Raw genomic sequence first — 16933 nt, 5'->3', positions numbered from 1 at the left:
CCTTCCCCCCTCTGCAAAGGGGGGAAGGCACTAACTTCGGACACCCAGACGAGCTGGGGTTTCGCCCCTATCTGTCCGTGGCGGAACCTCCCTTCGGATCGGCTGGGCCGATCTCAATTCGTTCTGGCGAGAGAGCACCGGCCGCCCTGCCGCCGAAGGTTTCGCCCCACAGCCTCCGCGCGCCGCTGGGGGAGATATCGGCCATCGAGATCCGTGTAGCGAAGTTGTCACGCAGTTTGCTCGGCTGGCTCGCCGCGCGGGCGGTGGGAAGCGCCGATAGGTACGGGCTGAGGCTTTTCCCCCAGACCCAGTCGGTACCGCGGTGCTGCGGCGATGTTGCTCTGTTCATCCCGAAACCTCCCTCCTTGGCTTCAATCCGTCCAATTTATAACGTCAATCCATAACGTCAAGAAGTGTAACCATGTGAGGAGGTCGGGCATCGTGACTGACGATGACCATCGAAAGAAGCGCGAGGTGAGCCGACGCGTCCTGCGCGGCTTCCTGCCCGACAAGCTCGCCGACGCGATCGACGCGGCCGGGCTGAACAACTACACCCTCGCGCGGCTTTCCGACGTCTCGCGCCAGACGCTGACCAACTGGCTCAGCGGCCGCGCGACTCCGTCGATCGACCTGCTGCGCCGAGTCCTGGAGGTCCTGCAACAGCGCCACCGTGACAGGGGATTGGCACCGGTCACCATCGGCGATCTCTACACCTACGACCGCGACAACCCGATGCTCAGCGATCTGCGCATCATGGCGCTGCTGACCCAGCCCGAACTCGGCAGAAAAGCAGGCCTGCCGACCACCGTCGTGCGGGAGCTGGAGATCGGCACCGTCCGGCTGATGCCCCATCACGTCACCAAACTGGCCGACGCACTCGGCGAGGGGGCCGACGAAGCACTGGTTACGCGTGCCTACGACAACACCCGCCGCCGCGACGCCGAAGCCGAACCCTGAACCCTTTACGGGTGCGGCCAGGTGCGGCCAGGAGTCGTTGATGTGGTGACCATAGGACAACGCAGAATAGGCCGCCGAGCTCGGCGACCCGGGTCCTGCCTCGCCACCGGATGCGCCCTGACCGAGCCATCCGTCGACGACACGGACGAGTCCCCGGGCCAGGAGTGATGGGTCCGCGACGACCCCGCACTGCGGCTGGGGCGCGCCCCGCGGGCCGTGCTGAGCCCGGCCGGCTTCATGCTCCACTGCGTTCACCTGATCACTTCCTCCCCCCGGAGTTCTGAAAGTCGATCTGTGCCTCGGCATCACACGACAGCCACAGGACTTTCGCGCCATCGTCTCTGCGTCGCGGGCGCACAACGGCGCGCACACCGCAACCGCGGCTGGTCCAGCGAACGCCTCTGCGTGACTGCAAACCAACCGACCACCCCGGGAATCATACGCAAATCCTACGAAAACTTAGGCACAAGTCAATGAAGATCAACGGCAGGAACAGGAGTGGCCTCCGACTGCGGCGAATCGACGATGAGCCAGCATCATTGACCACTATGAACTGTGCAACCCCCGGACCTACCGCTCTTCCCGCCTCCGGGAATTGTGCATAGGATAACGAAAATGTACGCAATTGTCGGGTGGCATGGAGGCAGGACCGATGGGTAAAGCCCCCGCGCGACTGGACCGCGTGGTGATGGATAAGGCCAGTGCCGCACGTCTGCGCCGCCTGGTGATTGCCAGGCGCGAGGAACTCCGCCGCAGCCGTCGACGGATCCACCAGATGGGCGGCCCTACCGAACCGACCCTGCTCAAAATCGAGCGTGGTCAGGTGACCACGCTCGAAACAGCGACGCTGCGGAACTTGGATGTAGGTCTGGACTGGGAACCCGGGTCGGCGGCAAAGGTAGCCGCTGGCGGCAACCCCACCCCGCTGCGCCGGCGCGGCAGCATGGCGGTCGGCCCGACCGACGTGGTGGTCTCCGCCGAGATCATCGGGCGCGTGCTCACGGTCGCGCAGGAGATCAACGATCTCGCCAAATCCGAAGCCCCCGCCATGCAGGACGCGGCCCGGCGCCTCGACGCCGCCATCCAACCGCTGTATTCCCGGTATGTCACCGAACTGCTCGAGACGAACCGGCGACAGAACGCAGCCCTCGGCCCGCTGGTCGCGATGCTCGGCCATCTCCTGGACCAGCCGTTGGACCAGTGCGCCGACGACGAGCGCGAAGAAGCGCTCTACCGCCGATGGCTGGCGGGCATTCAGGTCGAGCTCGACGCGGCGACGACCACCCGATTCTCCGAGAGATTGAAGGCGAGCCGATGAACCAGCCCGAACCGATGGACCCGCCGTCGCTCGCTGACCGTGTGAACATGCTCTTCCGCACAATTCACGGTGTCGAAGATGACGAACCGACCACCGACTTCGTCGCAGAGGCCCTGCGCGCCAATGGGGTCGATGTCTCCGTGCACCTACTGGGCGCGATTCGCGCCGGCACCGCACCTCATCCACCGGCGACGGTCCTCATCGCCCTGGCCGCGCATTTCCGCCAGCCCTCGTGGTACCTCACCGAGGACAGCGATGCCGTGAGGGTCATGGCCATGCACGTCCAGTTGGGCCTTCTCCGAGTACTGCGTGACTCGGGTGTCAGCCGGGTCAAGCTCCGTGGGAAGCCCGCGAGTTCCGATCGCGCCGCGCTGACCCGGGAGCTGAGCACGCGGGACTTCCGCACGATCAGGACTCCCGGCGAGAAAGCTTCAGACGCAACGCATCCGGCTTCAACGTGATCGTCTCCCGGACTCGAAGTCGATAGTTCGGATCGGCCTCGAGATCGTAATGGCGCAGGATCGTCGCCAGCACCAGGATGAGCTCGTGATAGGCGAATTGCCTTCCCAGACAAGCACGCATCCCCACTCCGAACGGCCGGTACAACTCGGAATGGCGGCCCCGGATCCGCTCGGGCAGGAAACGGTCCGGGTCGAACGCCTCCGGGTCGGCGCCCCACAGTTCGTGCCGGTGTAGCTGCAGGAGAACTACGAATACCCATTCGCCCTTCTCGAAGGGATGCTTACCGCCGAGCAGTGTGTCTTCACGCGCCTTACGGAAATATCCCGGCGCGGTCGGCCACAGACGCAGTGTCTCGTCGATGATCCGCCGCACGTAGCGCAGTTTGGCGACCTGCTCGAACGCCAGCTCGTCACCGGTGGTCTGGACCTGCGCGATCTCCTCACGGGCCCGTGCGGCGATCTCCGGATGGATCGATAGGTAGTGCAGGGCGAAGGCGAGCGTGCCGGCCGAGGTTTCGTGACCGGCGGCGAGGAACGTGAGGATCTGGTGTCTGATGTTCGTGGCGTCGAGCTGCTCGCCGGTTTCGGGGTCGGCCACGGTGAGCATCCGGTCCAGCAGGTCACCGTGGTCCCCGGCGCCGTCACGCATCCGTTGCGCGATCACGGCGTCCACCTCACGGTTGACGAACGCGACATCGGCCCGGTGCTGGGCGCCTGCGCTGCGGAACAGGGTCGATTCGATCAACGGATGGGAGTACGTGGCGCGGTTGAGGTGGGTCAGGATGCGGTGCATCGCGGTCACGATCGGGTGCGGATCGGGGCGGCCGAACGAGTCGAACCGGTATCCGAACCCGCATCGGCCGATCACCTCGAGCGCGACTTTGTTGGTGTCGCTGGGGATGTCGATCCACTCTCCGCCGCGCTGGGACCAATAGTCGACCAGCTCGGCCGCGCAGGCCTGCATCGTGGCGTGGTAGCCGCGCATCGCGGGCGCGGTGAACGCCGGCGCCAGGATCGCGTGTGCCTTGGCCCAGTTGGGTTCTCGGTTGTGCGCGGTGAACAGACCGTCCCGGGCAACCGTCCGCAACTGGGGCAGTGGTCCGCCCAGGAATTTCGTCCACGCCTCGTCGCTGTTGATTTCGCGGAGCAGGTCCGGATCCGACACGAACGTGACCCGGCTGCCGAAGATGTTGCGCTCATAGATCGAGCCGTACTTCTGGGACCCTTCCATTCCCCATTGGCTGGTCTCGGTCACACGCAGGTCCCAGATGTCGCCGAGGAACGGCAGCCGGTACGGCGGGTGCGGTAGTACGCGGTCGCGGGCCCGGATCGGCCGGGTGGCTGGTGTGGTCGTGGTCATCGTGTTCGTTCTCCGTCCATTAGGGGCTCGGCCTCCGCGTGGATCCGCGGATCATTCCAATAGGCAGCGATTCTGCGCAGAGCTTGTATTTCGTCGACGATGTCGCGGCCCGGCGCGGACGCCTGGAGCCGCTGGTACTGCCCCGGTGCTGCACCGGATTGCTTGCGTCGCAACGCTCGGATGATTTGAATCGCGTCTGCGGCGGGCCCGTCGGTGTCGTCGGCCGGGGGCTCTGCGTAGCGGCCCAAGACCAGCAGCGCATCACGGATCTCGATCGTCATCCGGTGCAGCCGCTGATGCGAGCTCCCGGCCGCCGCTTGGCGCGGCCGGGGTATCTCCGGGCACGCAGTCACCAGCGAGTCCCACATCGGGGCGAGCTGGCGCAACGTACGCGCCGCCGAATCCCACCCCAGCCGGCGCGCGATCTCCGTAGCGATACCTGCCGCCACGACCAGCGTGGCGCACCCCAGCACACTCAGAAAGCCGGATTGGCTTGCGCGGAAACGCCATTCGACGAAACTATCCGCCACCTCCAGCGCCGCGCAGATCGAGCTGGCCCAGATGGTGACGGCCTCCTCGATCACCCAAATGCCGAGGATCACGATAGCCAGGAAAGTCCGCCGATGAGTGGGCCGCAGATCACCTTGTCGCAGCTCCCTAATGCACATGGCCACCATCAGAAGCCCTCCGACGCCGGCCCATCCGGAGAACCCGACGAGGATGAATACCGGCCCCTGCCAGCCCGGGATCAGCTCCACCTGCGCGTCCAGCGATCGCGCATGCGCGCCGACGATCATGAGCAGCACCCCCGACGCGTACGCCGCGATCCATACCACTCGGGTGGTCGCGGCCGCACGGGTCGACCACAGCTCGGACCAGGAGGCTGCCAGCAGCAGAAGAGGGGCCAGCGTGAGCGCGATGAACGCTACCGACAGCTGCTGGGTGAATCGGATACTGAACAGGCCCAGGTCGGCGAGCAATTGCTGTGCGGCCCGCTCGCGCAGGAAGCCCGCGCCCGCCGCGAAAAGGAGGGCATAGGTGACCAGCCGGTCCGTCGGCCGTGAACGAGCGTGCAGTCCCAGCGCGCATCGCAGCACCGCCAGGGCGAAGGTGACCCCGATGATCAACCAGGCGATCGGCGCCGGTAGCGACGATGTCACAGCTCTCTCCAGAACGATCGCATCGGCCGGCTCGTCCGATACCGTGACGTGCTGGAAAGCAGCAGATCGGCGAACATCTCGGCTTCGTCTTCTTGGTGGTCGCCGAACTGGGATCGCCCTAGTACCCGCCGAATGGTGGCCGGGTCGATGTCGGGCAGCAACTCCTGCAAGCCTTCAAGACCGCTGGTGTCCGCGCCGTGATCGAGCAGCATGTGCCCTGCTTCGTGCGCGATGATCTGATCGACGTGGTAATCGGTCGTCCCCGCATCGAAGGCGATCACGTCCGCCGCGGCGCACTCCAGCCATAACCCGCACGGCGTTCCGCGTCCCGCGCCGAGCAGGCCCGTCAGCGGGGTGGATGCGACCGGCATGAGTTCGATCGGGCGTCCCCGCAGGGCCCCCAGTTCGGTGAGAAACCGGTCTCGGTTCCACGGGCTCGGAATCAGGTCGAGCACGGCGTCTTTGGCTGCCAGCACCCGGCGAGTCGATTCATCCACTCGTGATCACCCCCTCCTCTCCCAACACAACCCACAGTCCGACAGCGCTGTCCGGTAGCCGTCCGGTCGAGTGAGCCATGTTGTATGTCGTTGTATTCCAATGCGATTCGACAAACCGATCACTACAGGACCGGGTTGCTGGCGGCGCCGACGAGCTGTCGGAGAAGAGCAGGCGGTCACCGAACTGCGCAAACGGCATGTCCCCGCCACTGAGGACATGCACCGGCCCGTCACCGGCGGGCCAGCCGGGCGTCGCACGGCCGGTTTCTCATCATGATCACGACCGTTCCCGAGGAACGTGCCCGCTACCTGGCGCAGTGGCGCGGAAAGCGCCTCGACGCAGTGCTGATCACTCGCGGGTCGTTTGTCGAAGGTGATGATCATTGCCCGGTGGTCCCCTTTGTCTACGCATCCGAAAGCAGACCCACCCGTAGGGAGGGCCTCTGCTTCCGGTGGGAGAGGCTCACCGCCGGCGCGAAATCGCCGTAGTAGCAATGCACTACAGCTCTGGTGAAGATAGCAAGGGTGTTCGATATGGCGCAACCGAGTTGACAACAACCACCAGCAGTTATGCGGTACAGGCCGTCCTAGTCAACTGACCGGCATGCTGACGGTGGGCTCGCTTAAGCTGACCGGCATGGCACTACCAGCTACGTGGATCGCCGTAGACGTCATTGGAACTCAGCTCAGCAAAGAAGTTTTCATTCACAGCGCCGGGGGAGTGCGCGTCGCCCGACCACTGCGCCGGGTCCGGACCAACCTCGGATTCGACCGCGCAGGCGAAGTCGCATTCAGCGCGGTGGTCGAGGCGAGACTCGAAGGCCGCCCGCTGCCTGCTGTCGAGGGCCTGGTGATCGAAACCGATTTGAAGATGGCCTCGGACGGCACGCCGGTGGGACTTCTGGTCTGGATGGCTGCGACGCCGCCGACGGAACGGCCCACCTACAACGTGTGGCTTTTGGACATGACGGCAATGACCACCCGCACCACCGGCGATGACCCCGGCCTGATCGGTGATGGTCGCGCGGCCGGCGAGGAACGCCACGTCCAGCACCTGTTCACGTTCCTGTGCCCGGAGGACGCGTGGCGGATGTGCGGCGGCTACTACGACGCGCTGACCGGCGACGACGGTCTGCTGATCGATTCCTACTGGTCGTTGCGCCCGGCCGAGCACTGGGTGCACATGTGGTCGAGCTGCCGGTTGCGGGTCACCGCCGAGGGCGCCCAGCGCACCCTCTACGGCTTGACGCTGGTGCTGCGAGAGCGGGAGAACTTCGAGTCCAACATCGCCCCGATCGTGCGGTTCACCAAAGCCACTCTGCTGCTGGTGGAACGCAGGAATCGGATCCCGATCACGACGGTGGGCCAGTTGGCCCCGCTCAGCGAGAGCAAGGTCGGCCAAGTGCTCGACCAGGTCGACCTCGAAGAGCTGGCCAGCCCGGACGCCGAGGACGGCATCGAGCAGAAGATCTCCATCGACGGTGAGCCCTTCATCGCGACGAAGTTCGCCCTGCACAGCGCACAGGAGCGTCACGGCGACCCGGTCGCGATCATCCTGCTGACCGAGGACAAATCAGCTGCCTGAACATCGCTGCTCCCACAACTGAATTATCAACTCGTATAACAACTTTGGAGGTACTACTCGTGCGTGTTCTTATCACCGGCGCCAACCGTGGAATCGGCGCCGCGGTAGCCAGCTACCTGGTCAAGGAGGGACACACGGTGTGGGGCACGCACCGCGGATCCGGGGTTCCCGACGGGGTGCGCGGCGTGGAATGCGATGTCACGGACATGGATTCGGTCGACCGGGCCTTCAGCACGATCGAGACCGAGGACGGCCCCGTCGAGGGGCTGGTCGCCAACGCGGGCATCAAGGAGGACACGCTGTTACCACGGATGAGCGAGGACCAGTTCACTCGCGTCATCGACACCAATCTGACCGGTGTCTACAGGGTCGCCAAACGGGCCAGCCGCAACATGATCAAGCACCGGACCGGGCGAATCGTGATCATCGGCTCGGCCTCCGGTCTCGCCGGTATGCCCGGGCAGGTGAACTACGTCGCGGCCAAAGCCGGTGTCGTGGGCATCGCACGATCGATCGCACGTGAGCTCGGTTCCCGGTCGATCACCGCCAATGTCGTGGCCCCGGGTTTCACCGAGACCGAGATGGCCGCCGATGTCGCCGATGGTGTCGTCGAACAAGCCTTGGCCGCAACGCCTTTGCGTCGATTCGGCAAGCCGCAGGAGGTCGCCGCGACCGTCGCGTTCCTGCTGAGTCCCGACGCAGGGTTCATCACCGGCGCCGTCATCCCGGTCGACGGCGGCATAGCTATGGGCCATTGAGCCGACTTCACGACAACGCGCCGGTCTCGCGCTATCGCGAGACCGGCGCATTCGTGTTCACGGGCCGCTGACCCCGATACACGACACTTCCCTGCTGTGAATCACGGGGATCGATCTCACGTTCAAGCGAAAAGGAGCGCAACGGCGTGACCACGACTCTTCTACGCAATGGCCACCTGCTCACTATGGACCCCGCCTACGGCGAACTCGCCCGCGCGGATGTCCTCATCACCGATAGCCGGATCACCCGGATCGGTGTGGACCTCGACGCGCCCGCGGACGAAACCATCGATTGCCGAGATCACATCGTGCTTCCCGGATTCGTCGATACCCACCGTCATATGTGGCAGACGCAGTTGCGCGGGCAGATGGCGAATTCCACGTTGCTGGACTACGCCGCTCTCATTCGAGGTGTCTACAGCGCCTGCTACGAACCCGACGATGTCTACATCGGCATTCTGATGGGATACCTCGATGCGCTCAACGCCGGAACCACGACGCTGCTCGACCACTGCCACATCATGAACTCCGCCGAACACGCCGCCGCAGCGATCCGCGCGTTTCGCGACTCCGGCGCGGGAGGCGTCTTCTGCTACGGCCTGTTCCCCAATCCCGACACCGACAATCCCGACTCGATCGAACGAGTTCTCCACCCGCCAACGAGACTGTGGGACAACGCCCGTCGCACTCGCGAGGTGCACTTCACCGCCTCCAACGACGATCGCATCCGCTGGGGGATGGCGCTGAGCGAACTCGAATTCTTTCCGATCGAATATTCCCTTCGCGAAATCCACTTCGCCCGCGAACTCGGCGCCCACACGATCTCTGCCCACGCTGGGATCGGGCAGCCCAGTCGCTACACCCGCTACGTCGAACGCCTCGGCGCCGCAGGCGAACTCGACAAGGACCTGTTGCTGGTCCACGGCGCAGCACTCACCAACCGAGAGTTGGAGCTGATGGTCGAGCATGGTGTCGCGCTCTCGGTCACGCCCGAAACCGAACTCCAGATGGGAATGGGCCTGCCGACCCTGGCCCGCTTCGCCGCCGCTGGTGGTCGCGCCGGATTGGGCATCGATATCGTCTCCAACCAGTCCTCGGACATGTTCACCCAGATGCGCCTCGCTCTGCAGGTCACCCGGGGACTCGACAATCAGCAACTCGCCCGCCGCGGCTTGTTTCCCACGCAGTTGGGGATGACGGTCGAGCACATCCTGCGCTCGGCGACGATCGACGGTGCCGAGGCGCTCGGCCTCGCGGATGAGGTCGGCAGTATCAGCCTCGGCAAGCGCGCCGACATCATTGCGATCCGCAAAACCGACGTGAACATGACCCCGGTCGTCGATGCAACTGCCGCGGTAGTGCTCTATGCCAACGCAGGCAACATCGCCACCGTCCTTACCGACGGCGTCGTCCGCAAGCGCGAGGGATCACTCGTCGGCGTCGACCTCGCCGCATTGACCGACCGACTGCTGGAGTCGACGAAAAGGGTACTGAAACGCTCTACCGCCTTCGATTCGGACAAGCCCCTGCGCGCTATGCGCCAGTTCGCCCCACTCACCAGGCGGTCCAGCTTCGAACAGCGCTTGGCTGCAACGGTTTTCAGAACCAATGTCAAACCACTTCATGATCTGTTGATCAGATACGCCCTCAAACGAGCCCGATAGCGCCGAATCAGGGCGCCGGAACCTTCTGATCTGTGTCAGACGGTTCCACCATTCGAATTCGTCACGGGGTTGCTCGGCGGAGCGCCGGTCGGTACGAAAAATGATGTTTCACCTGCGGTGATGGCATGTCCCTTCGAGGCAGAACCAGCATTTCCGGCCTGCGGCCCGGCGTGGTCAGGGCATGACGACCAGGGGGACGCCATAGGTTCGGTAGCGGTCGGGCTCGCTGGTGAGGATCGGCAGACCATGGCGTTGGGCGGCCCAGACGACGGGGGCGTCGGCGGTCCAGTCCTGCCCGGCGCCGTTGCGGCGGGGAATGTGGGTGCCGATGCTGAAGGCCGCGTCGTCGACGCTGACCCATTTGATGACCGCGGGGTGGGAGGACCGCAACGCGGCCAAGCGCTGGCTGCCGTTGGTGAGCCGGGCGGCGAGCATCACCGCGGTGGTGGGCACCACCATGATCCGCCGGTCACGAGCGTATTCCTCAAGGAGGATGTCCCCGAAGACCGGTGTGGTGGTGATGGCGGTGAGAACAGTGTGGTCGGCGGCGGTGCTCACGCCGCCCCGGCGGCGGCGATGGCGTCCACCGCGGCGATCAGGCTCTGTACCCGCGCGCGTGCCGCGGTGACTTCCTCGGCCGGGTACTGATTGATCTGAGCCTGTAGGTCGCGGATCTCGTGCTCACGTTCGTCGTCGTCGAAGTAGGCGGGTGGCAGGCCTTCGCGCATGGCACCGCTGGGCACGTGATAGATCCGTCCCTGCGCGTCGTGCACTTCCACCTGATCGGCCATGCCAGCACTGTACACCGCACCCAGCCTGGTCCGGCAGGCCGAATTCGCCCGGCATCAGCCCCGCTCGCACGGCAAACAGATACGTGAACTGCGTAAACAACATGTCCCCGCAGCGTTTGTTGCCTGGGGCGCACAGTGGTCAGCCGTCTTGCGGCTGGTGGTCCCAGAGGTGGACGGTGTCGCCGAGTTTGAGGGGCTTGTCGGCGGGCCCCTTGATGTGGGGTGGAACGATGCGGTCTTCGTGTTCGCATCCGCCGTCGTTGTGGGCGCGGGGGTTGAGGCAGGTGTTGCGCCGGTAGGGGCGCACCGGCCAGCGGCAGGTCCATTGCGGGGCGCGGCGGCCGCTGGAGGCGGTGGCGTCTTGTTCTGCGGCGGCCCGGCTGGGGCGGTGGGCGGTGTGGACGTTGACGATCCGGACGTCGGATCCCCCGGTGATTCCGGCGCGGCAGTCGCGCTTGCGGCCGGCGCGGTTGCGGGGGATGTCCTCGATCTCGGTGAGCTGGGTCTTTCCGGTCTGGCTCATCAGCTGCCAGGCGGTGTAGACGACCTGGGCCCACTCCTTGGTGGTGTCGGGCTCGGGCTCACCGAACGGCACACCCCATGCCAATGCCATCTCGTTGTCCCAGTTCAGTGGGGTGCGGCGCGGGTGGGCGCGGATGTCGCCCGCGGTCATCGCGGTGCCGTCGGGCGCGGTGCCGACGATGGTGTCCGGTGCCAGAGCATCGAAGGCGGACCCGACCGGGGAGTAGAAGGTGAGCCACACCCCGTCGAAGTGCGGGGGGATCGGTTGCAGCCGGCCGTGGCGGCGTTGGTTGACCCAGCGCACGGCGGGGCCGTCGGTGATGGTGACATCGTCGGGTGCCCAAAGGCCCCAGCTGACCGCGACGATGGGTGTGGTGAGGCTGGCGTGCGCACCTTCCCGGGCCATGGGGCCCAGGGCGTCGGCGGCGTGCTGGGTGTAGCCGCCGATCGGCTCGGCGAACACCATGAACCCGAAGGGGCTCGGCAGTCGGGTCGGTTTGACCGGCTCGGTGGGTGGGACAGCGGCGGCGGCCAGCGCGAGGGAGGTCATGTCCGCGGTGGCGTAGTACAGGTGAGCTTCACGGAGGCGGCGCTGCTCGGAATGGGCCAGCAGCATCGAGGCGATCGCGCCGGGTGAGGCGTCCGCGCCGGACACGGTCGGGACTACGGCGGCATGTCCCGCGTTGATGGCCGCGGCGAGTGAGAGCATGGATTCCTCGCTGACGGTGTCCTCGCACATCCGCATGCGCCACTCCGGCAGCTCGCGCGGTTCCGGCGCCTTCCACGGCATGGCCGCCCGATCGGTCGCGGTGCTCACTTGCTGGCCTCCAGCCTTCCGGGGACGGTTGCGGTGTGGAGTTGATGCGGCCGCAGTATCACCCGACCCACTGACAAGTTGCCCTCCATCAGCCATGGCCGGGACCCGCGCACAGCTGGAATCCCTTGGCGCGCAACATTAAAGAACAACCTGTACCTCCGCAATCCAGTTCGGCGAGTTCACAGGCGTGAACGTGTCCGGGTATCGAGTCGGCGTGCCGTCGGCCGGGCCGGTGGTTTGCCTCGGTAACCCGAGGACCAAGGTTGCTTTCAGCTGCAGGTGAGGTGCATGAACATTGTGAAGTCGGTGTCGGCGCCGGTGGTGGTCCAGCTCGCGGGCGCTTTTTCGCTGAGTTGAACCTCGACGTCGCCGGGCCCGGGCCGTCCCCAGGTCACTCCGAGCGGGAAACCGCTGCCGGCGAGTTTGCGGGATGCCTCGATCGTGCCCGTCGGGGTCGTGAAGTCGGCGGCCGGATATTTCAGGGTGGTGTTCTCGACGGTGATGGTCTGGGAGGTGTTCTTCAGCACCGCCCGCCAGCCGTTGGGTGCGGTGATGTCGATGGTCAGCGTGTCTGCTTGGCCGTGGCAGCGGGCGGTGACCTGATCGGGAGTGGGCCGGGTGACCATCGTGGCGCCGGGCTGGTCGCCGACGCCGATCGCGAGCCCGGACTTCTTGAGGGCGTTGGCATTTCCGCTGCTCGATGCCGTGGTGACGGTGGCGGGCCGTCCGGTGTCGTCGCTGGCGCCGCGGTCGCAGGCGGTGAGTATTCCCGCGGCGGCCACGGTGATCACCGTGGCGCTGACCAGGCCGATCGCGGCCCATCGTTTCCTCGACATGGTGCAGATTCCCCTTCTGTTCGGCCGTCAGTACCGGATGGTATCGATGAGCCACCGGTCGCCGTCTTTGATCATGGTGACCCACGCGACGGTGTCCGGGGCGACGGCCACAACGTGCTCCCCGGTAACGGCTGTCTGGCGGATCGTAGCGACTCGAGCGATCTGAGTGGGAGTGTCGTCCGGGCAGCCGGAGCACCCGAGGGTGACCTCGGCCACGACTTCGGTGTGCTCGGAAGCCCATCGGCCCCACTCGATTCCGGGTCCACGTTCGGCGCGGGCGTCGGCGAGCACCCGCGCGGCCAAGGCCGCCGACAACCAGGTGCGCGCGCGGGCGAACGCGTCGCGCGGGCCGGAATCGGTGCTCGGGTACCAGGTATAGGCGACGGTGAGCCCGTCGCGGGCCGCGTTCTCCGCGGCCTGGATGTCGGGCGAAGCGTGCTGGGTGGGTGCTGGCGGCAGGGTGGTGGACGAGCTGGCGGCCGCCGCCGGAGTGGAGGGCCTCGGCTCCGACGGTGAATCGTCGGATCGAACCAGGACCACCGCGATGGCCGCTATCGCTGCGATCACCGCGGTCATCAGGCCCATCACGATCAGTGTGCGTCGGCGCATCGGTCGATCCCCTCAACTGGCAGTCGTGCATAAGTGCGGGTTGACCTGCGGTGATGACAGGTCCCCGGCATCGTTCGGTGTGGTGGAGGCGGTCACAGTTGGTCGTATTCCCCGACCTGGATGCCCCCGACCCAGGTCTGCAGCACTTTCGTCTGCCACAGCGCCCTCCCGGCGGGCACCGCGAGCGGATCCTGGTCGCAGAGCACGAGATCGGCGTATTTTCCGGGCTCGAGGCTGCCGAAGAGGTGTTCCTGACCGGCGGCGTAGGCGGCGTCGAGGGTGTAGGCCCGTAAAGCCTCGGCCGGACTGAGCGCTTGCTCGGCACGCCAGCCGCCTGCCGGGGCTCCCTCCCGATCGGTGCGAGTGGTTGCGGCGTGCAGCCCGTCCCATGGATTGTGCGTGGCCACCGGGAAATCGCTTCCCGCGGCCAGGACCGTGCGCTGCTCGGCGAACCGCCGCCACGCATAGGCGCCGGCGAGACGGTCGGCGCCGAGCCGGGCCTCGGCCATCGCCCGATCGTCCACGGCGTGCATCGGCTGCATGGACGCGATCAGCCCCAATTGCGCGAACCGGGGAATGTCTGTCAGGTCGAGGACCTGGGCGTGTTCGATGCGGTGTCGCAGCGGTGCGTGCGCAGCGGAGCCACCGACCTGGGCGAAGGCGTCGAGGGCCATCCGGTTGGCCGCGTCACCGATCGCGTGGACGGCCACGGCGAACCCCGCGTCGGCGGCCCGCCGGATCCGCGCGGCGAGTTCGTCGAACGACAGCTGCGCCAGGCCGCGGTTGCCGGGCTGATCGGCGTAGGGGGCGAGCAAACAGGCGCCGTGGCTGCCCAGCGCGCCGTCGACGAAGATTTTGACGGTGCCGACGCGGAGCCGGTCGTCGTCGGTGGACCGGCGCACGGCGTCGCCGAAGCGGGTGAACGCCTCCCAGGTCAGGCAGCTGTTGATGCGCATGGTCAGCTGATCGGTGCGGGCGCAATCGAACAGGACCGGGACATGCTCGGGACCGGTGGCGGCCTCGGTCACGCCGGTCAGGCCGACCTGGTTGAGCATGCGCTGGGCCGCCAGCAGCCGCTCGGTGTGTTCGGTGGTCGTCGGCGCCGGAATCTGTTGGTCCACCAGTCTTTTCGCGGTGTCAATCAGTATGCCGGTCGGGTGGCCCTGCTCATCGCGCAGGATGGTGCCACCGGCTGGGTCGGGAGTCGCGGCCATGACGGCGGTCGCGCGCAGGGCCGCGGAGTTGGCCCACCCCATGTGGCTGTCGGTCCGTAACAGCCAGACGGGCCGCCCGTCGACGACGGTGTCCAGATCCGCGGCGGTGGGCAGGCGATCGTGCCAGTTCACCTCGTTCCAGCCGCGTCCGGTGATCCAGCTCAGAGTTGGATGCGCGCGAGTGTAGGTGTCGACCATCTGCAGCGCGTCGTTCAAAGACCGCGCAGGGGACAGGTCCAACTGGGTGCTGAGTGCGCCCAGATTGAAGACGTGACCGTGTGAATCGTGCAGGCCCGGCACACAGACTCGGCCTCGTCCGTCGACGCGGCGCACGCCGCCGACGGCTCCCGGGTCGAGGGCCTCGATCTTGCCGTCGGCTCCGATAAGGAGGCTGGCGAATCGTCGGTTTCCCTGGCTCGTGCAGGTCACCCCGTTCACGTTGTGCAGCAGGATCGGCTCGGTCGGTGTCCGCCGTGACGCAGGGGCCGAGCAGGAGGCGATCAGTCCGGCTGCGGCGGTCGCCGCGGCCGCGGTACCGGCCAGGCGCAAAGCCTGGCGCCGGTTCACCGAGAAACGGTGAGCAGATTGGGTGGCGGCGTTCGGGTTCATGGAGTGCCTCACTTTCGAAAGAGGGGAGAAATAGGGACCTGCGCATCGGTGGCGCGGTCAGTGCGGCGACCGGGCCCGCGCAGCGGCCTGCGGCCGATCCCTGGTCCGACAGGTCTGCGCCGTGTTCGATGCGAGACATGCGCGGCCACTACGGATTCCGTACAGCGGTTCGCTGAATCCTGTGCAGTCCAACCTGTTTCGTTATCCGGTGACCCGGGAAGCTTTGAAAAATGTGTTTGAACTGCGGGTATGACACGTCCCCTCATAGCACCCGCCGTGCGCGCATGTCGGGCTGGACGGCCGCCTCGGTAACGGACTGTCCCGTGGTGGGCGAGTGGATCATCCGATTGGCTCCTGCGTATATGCCGACGTGACCGGGCCCGGCCGAGCCCCAGGATCCGAAGACGAGATCGCCGGGCTGGGCCTGATCCATCGCCACTTCCTCGCCGACAGTCCATTGCTGTTCGGAGGTGCGGGGCAGGGTGCGGCCGCTGGCGGCGAAGACGGCGTAGCTCGTCAGGCCGCTGCAGTCGAATCCGCCGTTGGTCGGCCCGCCGGTCCCGCCGCCGCCCCACACGTATGGGGTGCCGATGAACTGGCGGGCGGCTTCGACGACCTGTGCGCCGTTGCGGGTGCCGTTGGGCACGAATTGCCCACCAGCGGTGGGTGATTGGTATTTGGCCATGGCGGCGACGATCTTGGCGACGTAGGGGCGGGTCTGGGTGTCGTAGTCGCCGCCAGAGGGCATTCCGCCGGCGGCCAGGACTGCGCCCTCGCCGCCGTTGTATCCGGCGATGGTGAGTTCGGTGATGTCGCCGTGGACGCGGCCCTGGGTGATCCAGCCGTCGATCTTGTGGGCGATCGCGCACATGTAGCGGCCCTGGGCCATGATGGCGTCGCCGTCGTCCCAGATGCTGGCGGTGCCGTTGCCGTCGGCGTCGATCAGGTACGGCTGGCCGTCGTCGGGATCGATCGCGGCCGCGGTGCCGGGCAGGAATTGGGTCAGCCCTTGGGCTCCCGATTTCGAGGTCAGGCCGCGCTGGAATCCGCTCTCGGCTTCGACCTGCGCGGCGATCAGCGGGGGCCGCACCTGCGGGCACAGCGATCCGGCCTTGCGGATCCACGGTTCGAGCTCGGGCGGGACGCTGCCCTGTTTGAGTTCCCCGGCGCCGGGGGTGCCGAATCCGGTGCAGCCCAGCGATTTCGACGATGCGGCCAGCCGCACATCGGCGGTGACGGTGCCCGACGGCGCCGCCGAGGGGGCCGGGCCGGAGAGGTCGAGGACGCCGGCGAGTTTAGTCAGCGGGTCGATGGGATGTCCGCCGGTGAGCCGCCCGCCACCTTCCCAGTACTCGACGTGCACGTGCGGTCCGGTCGACTGCCCGGCATTGCCGATCGTGCCGATCTGGTCACCGGCGTTGACCCACTGGCCCTCGTGAACGCCGACGCCGTCGGGGAACATGTGCCCGTACACCGTGCTGACCGGGCCGCCGTCGACCAGGGAGTCCAGCACGATCCAGGACCCGAAACCATCAGCGGGACCGGCTTTGACGACCACGCCGTCGAGCACGGCGTAGATCGGCGTGCCGATCGGCCCGGCCATGTCGATGCCGTTGTGCATCGCGCCCCAGCGGGTGCCGAACCCGGAAGTGAAGGTCGCGGTGCCCTTGGCCGTGGGCGGGCGGATCGGGCCCGACTCCCTCATCTGCCCCGGCATCGCGGGCCGTGTGACCTGCGGTGATGGCACGTCCCCCGCGCAACGGCGGGGTGGGATC

16 protein-coding genes are annotated in these 16933 nt (G+C 66.6%); 6 read left to right on the top strand and 10 right to left on the bottom strand.

Going from position 1 to position 16933, the window contains the following annotated elements:
• The first annotated feature begins 441 nt into the window (after positions 1-441).
• The 3 genes from LGY53_RS35000 to LGY53_RS34990 all read left to right on the top strand — a co-directional run bounded on the left by LGY53_RS35000 (position 442) and on the right by LGY53_RS34990 (position 2736).
• On the top strand, positions 442-957 hold the full coding sequence (locus LGY53_RS35000) for a helix-turn-helix transcriptional regulator (protein WP_225730979.1): 516 nt from the start codon (positions 442-444) through the stop codon (positions 955-957).
• A 637-nt stretch (positions 958-1594) separates the two neighbouring features.
• Positions 1595-2275: a hypothetical protein gene (locus LGY53_RS34995; protein WP_225730978.1), complete on the top strand. Its 681-nt coding sequence runs from the start codon at positions 1595-1597 to the stop codon at positions 2273-2275.
• Entirely contained in the window at positions 2272-2736 is a 465-nt protein-coding gene (locus tag LGY53_RS34990) for a hypothetical protein (RefSeq protein WP_225730977.1), read from the top strand. The genes LGY53_RS34995 and LGY53_RS34990 overlap by 4 nt, the downstream gene beginning before the upstream one ends.
• On the opposite strand, the gene LGY53_RS34985 is transcribed toward LGY53_RS34990, so the two are convergent.
• The 3 genes from LGY53_RS34985 to LGY53_RS34975 are packed head-to-tail and all read right to left on the bottom strand — an operon-like array spanning position 2684 to position 5753.
• Positions 2684-4096 carry a cytochrome P450 gene (locus LGY53_RS34985; RefSeq protein WP_225730976.1) on the bottom strand — a complete coding sequence of 471 codons (1413 nt, stop codon included), beginning with the start codon at positions 4094-4096 and terminating at the stop codon, positions 2684-2686. The genes LGY53_RS34990 and LGY53_RS34985 overlap by 53 nt on opposite strands.
• Positions 4093-5256, bottom strand: a complete 1164-nt coding sequence (locus LGY53_RS34980) for an MAB_1171c family putative transporter (RefSeq protein ID WP_225730975.1) — start codon at positions 5254-5256, stop codon at positions 4093-4095. Before LGY53_RS34980 ends, LGY53_RS34985 begins: the two co-directional genes overlap by 4 nt.
• Positions 5253-5753, bottom strand: a complete 501-nt coding sequence (locus LGY53_RS34975) for a hypothetical protein (protein WP_225730974.1) — start codon at positions 5751-5753, stop codon at positions 5253-5255. The genes LGY53_RS34980 and LGY53_RS34975 overlap by 4 nt, the downstream gene beginning before the upstream one ends.
• Before the next feature lie 637 nt (positions 5754-6390).
• Between LGY53_RS34975 and LGY53_RS34970 the strand changes: the two genes are divergently transcribed.
• The 3 genes from LGY53_RS34970 (at position 6391) to LGY53_RS34960 (ending at position 9760) form a co-directional block, all read left to right on the top strand.
• A complete protein-coding gene (locus LGY53_RS34970; protein ID WP_225730973.1) occupies positions 6391-7338 on the top strand; it encodes a hypothetical protein in 948 nt (315 codons plus the stop codon).
• Positions 7339-7397: 59 nt separating this feature from the next.
• Positions 7398-8096, top strand: coding sequence for a 3-oxoacyl-ACP reductase FabG (gene fabG, locus LGY53_RS34965; protein WP_225730972.1), 699 nt, complete (start codon positions 7398-7400; stop codon positions 8094-8096).
• A gap of 146 nt (positions 8097-8242) precedes the next feature.
• Positions 8243-9760, top strand: coding sequence for an amidohydrolase family protein (locus LGY53_RS34960; protein ID WP_225730971.1), 1518 nt, complete (start codon positions 8243-8245; stop codon positions 9758-9760).
• Positions 9761-9934: 174 nt separating this feature from the next.
• Here LGY53_RS34960 and LGY53_RS34955 read toward each other — a convergent pair whose 3' ends face one another.
• The 7 genes from LGY53_RS34955 to LGY53_RS34925 all read right to left on the bottom strand — a co-directional run bounded on the left by LGY53_RS34955 (position 9935) and on the right by LGY53_RS34925 (position 16875).
• Complete coding sequence (locus tag LGY53_RS34955; RefSeq protein WP_225730970.1) at positions 9935-10318, bottom strand: hypothetical protein; 384 nt, start codon at positions 10316-10318, stop codon at positions 9935-9937.
• Complete coding sequence (locus LGY53_RS34950; RefSeq protein WP_225730969.1) at positions 10315-10551, bottom strand: hypothetical protein; 237 nt, start codon at positions 10549-10551, stop codon at positions 10315-10317. The genes LGY53_RS34955 and LGY53_RS34950 overlap by 4 nt, the downstream gene beginning before the upstream one ends.
• Positions 10552-10690: 139 nt before the next feature.
• On the bottom strand, positions 10691-11890 hold the full coding sequence (locus LGY53_RS34945; protein WP_225730968.1) for a hypothetical protein: 1200 nt from the start codon (positions 11888-11890) through the stop codon (positions 10691-10693).
• Positions 11891-12159: 269 nt separating this feature from the next.
• Positions 12160-12726 carry a hypothetical protein gene (locus LGY53_RS34940; protein WP_225730967.1) on the bottom strand — a complete coding sequence of 189 codons (567 nt, stop codon included), beginning with the start codon at positions 12724-12726 and terminating at the stop codon, positions 12160-12162.
• Positions 12727-12753: 27 nt separating this feature from the next.
• Positions 12754-13335: a hypothetical protein gene (locus LGY53_RS34935; RefSeq protein ID WP_225730966.1), complete on the bottom strand. Its 582-nt coding sequence runs from the start codon at positions 13333-13335 to the stop codon at positions 12754-12756.
• A 92-nt stretch (positions 13336-13427) separates the two neighbouring features.
• Positions 13428-15116, bottom strand: a complete 1689-nt coding sequence (locus tag LGY53_RS34930) for an amidohydrolase (protein WP_225730965.1) — start codon at positions 15114-15116, stop codon at positions 13428-13430.
• A 304-nt stretch (positions 15117-15420) separates the two neighbouring features.
• The gene (locus tag LGY53_RS34925; protein ID WP_225731086.1) at positions 15421-16875 is read right to left on the bottom strand and encodes a peptidoglycan DD-metalloendopeptidase family protein; all 1455 of its coding nucleotides are present in this window, start codon (positions 16873-16875) and stop codon (positions 15421-15423) included.
• Between the last annotated feature and the right edge of the window lie 58 nt (positions 16876-16933).

Origin of the sequence: Nocardia sp. JCM 34519.1 (genome assembly GCF_020361265.1) — a bacterium.
In the GTDB taxonomy this organism is placed as follows: Bacteria; Actinomycetota; Actinomycetes; order Mycobacteriales; family Mycobacteriaceae; genus Nocardia; species Nocardia arthritidis_A.
The sequence above is the reverse complement of the archived record's forward strand: the minus strand, read 5'-3'. Positions and strand labels throughout refer to the sequence as shown.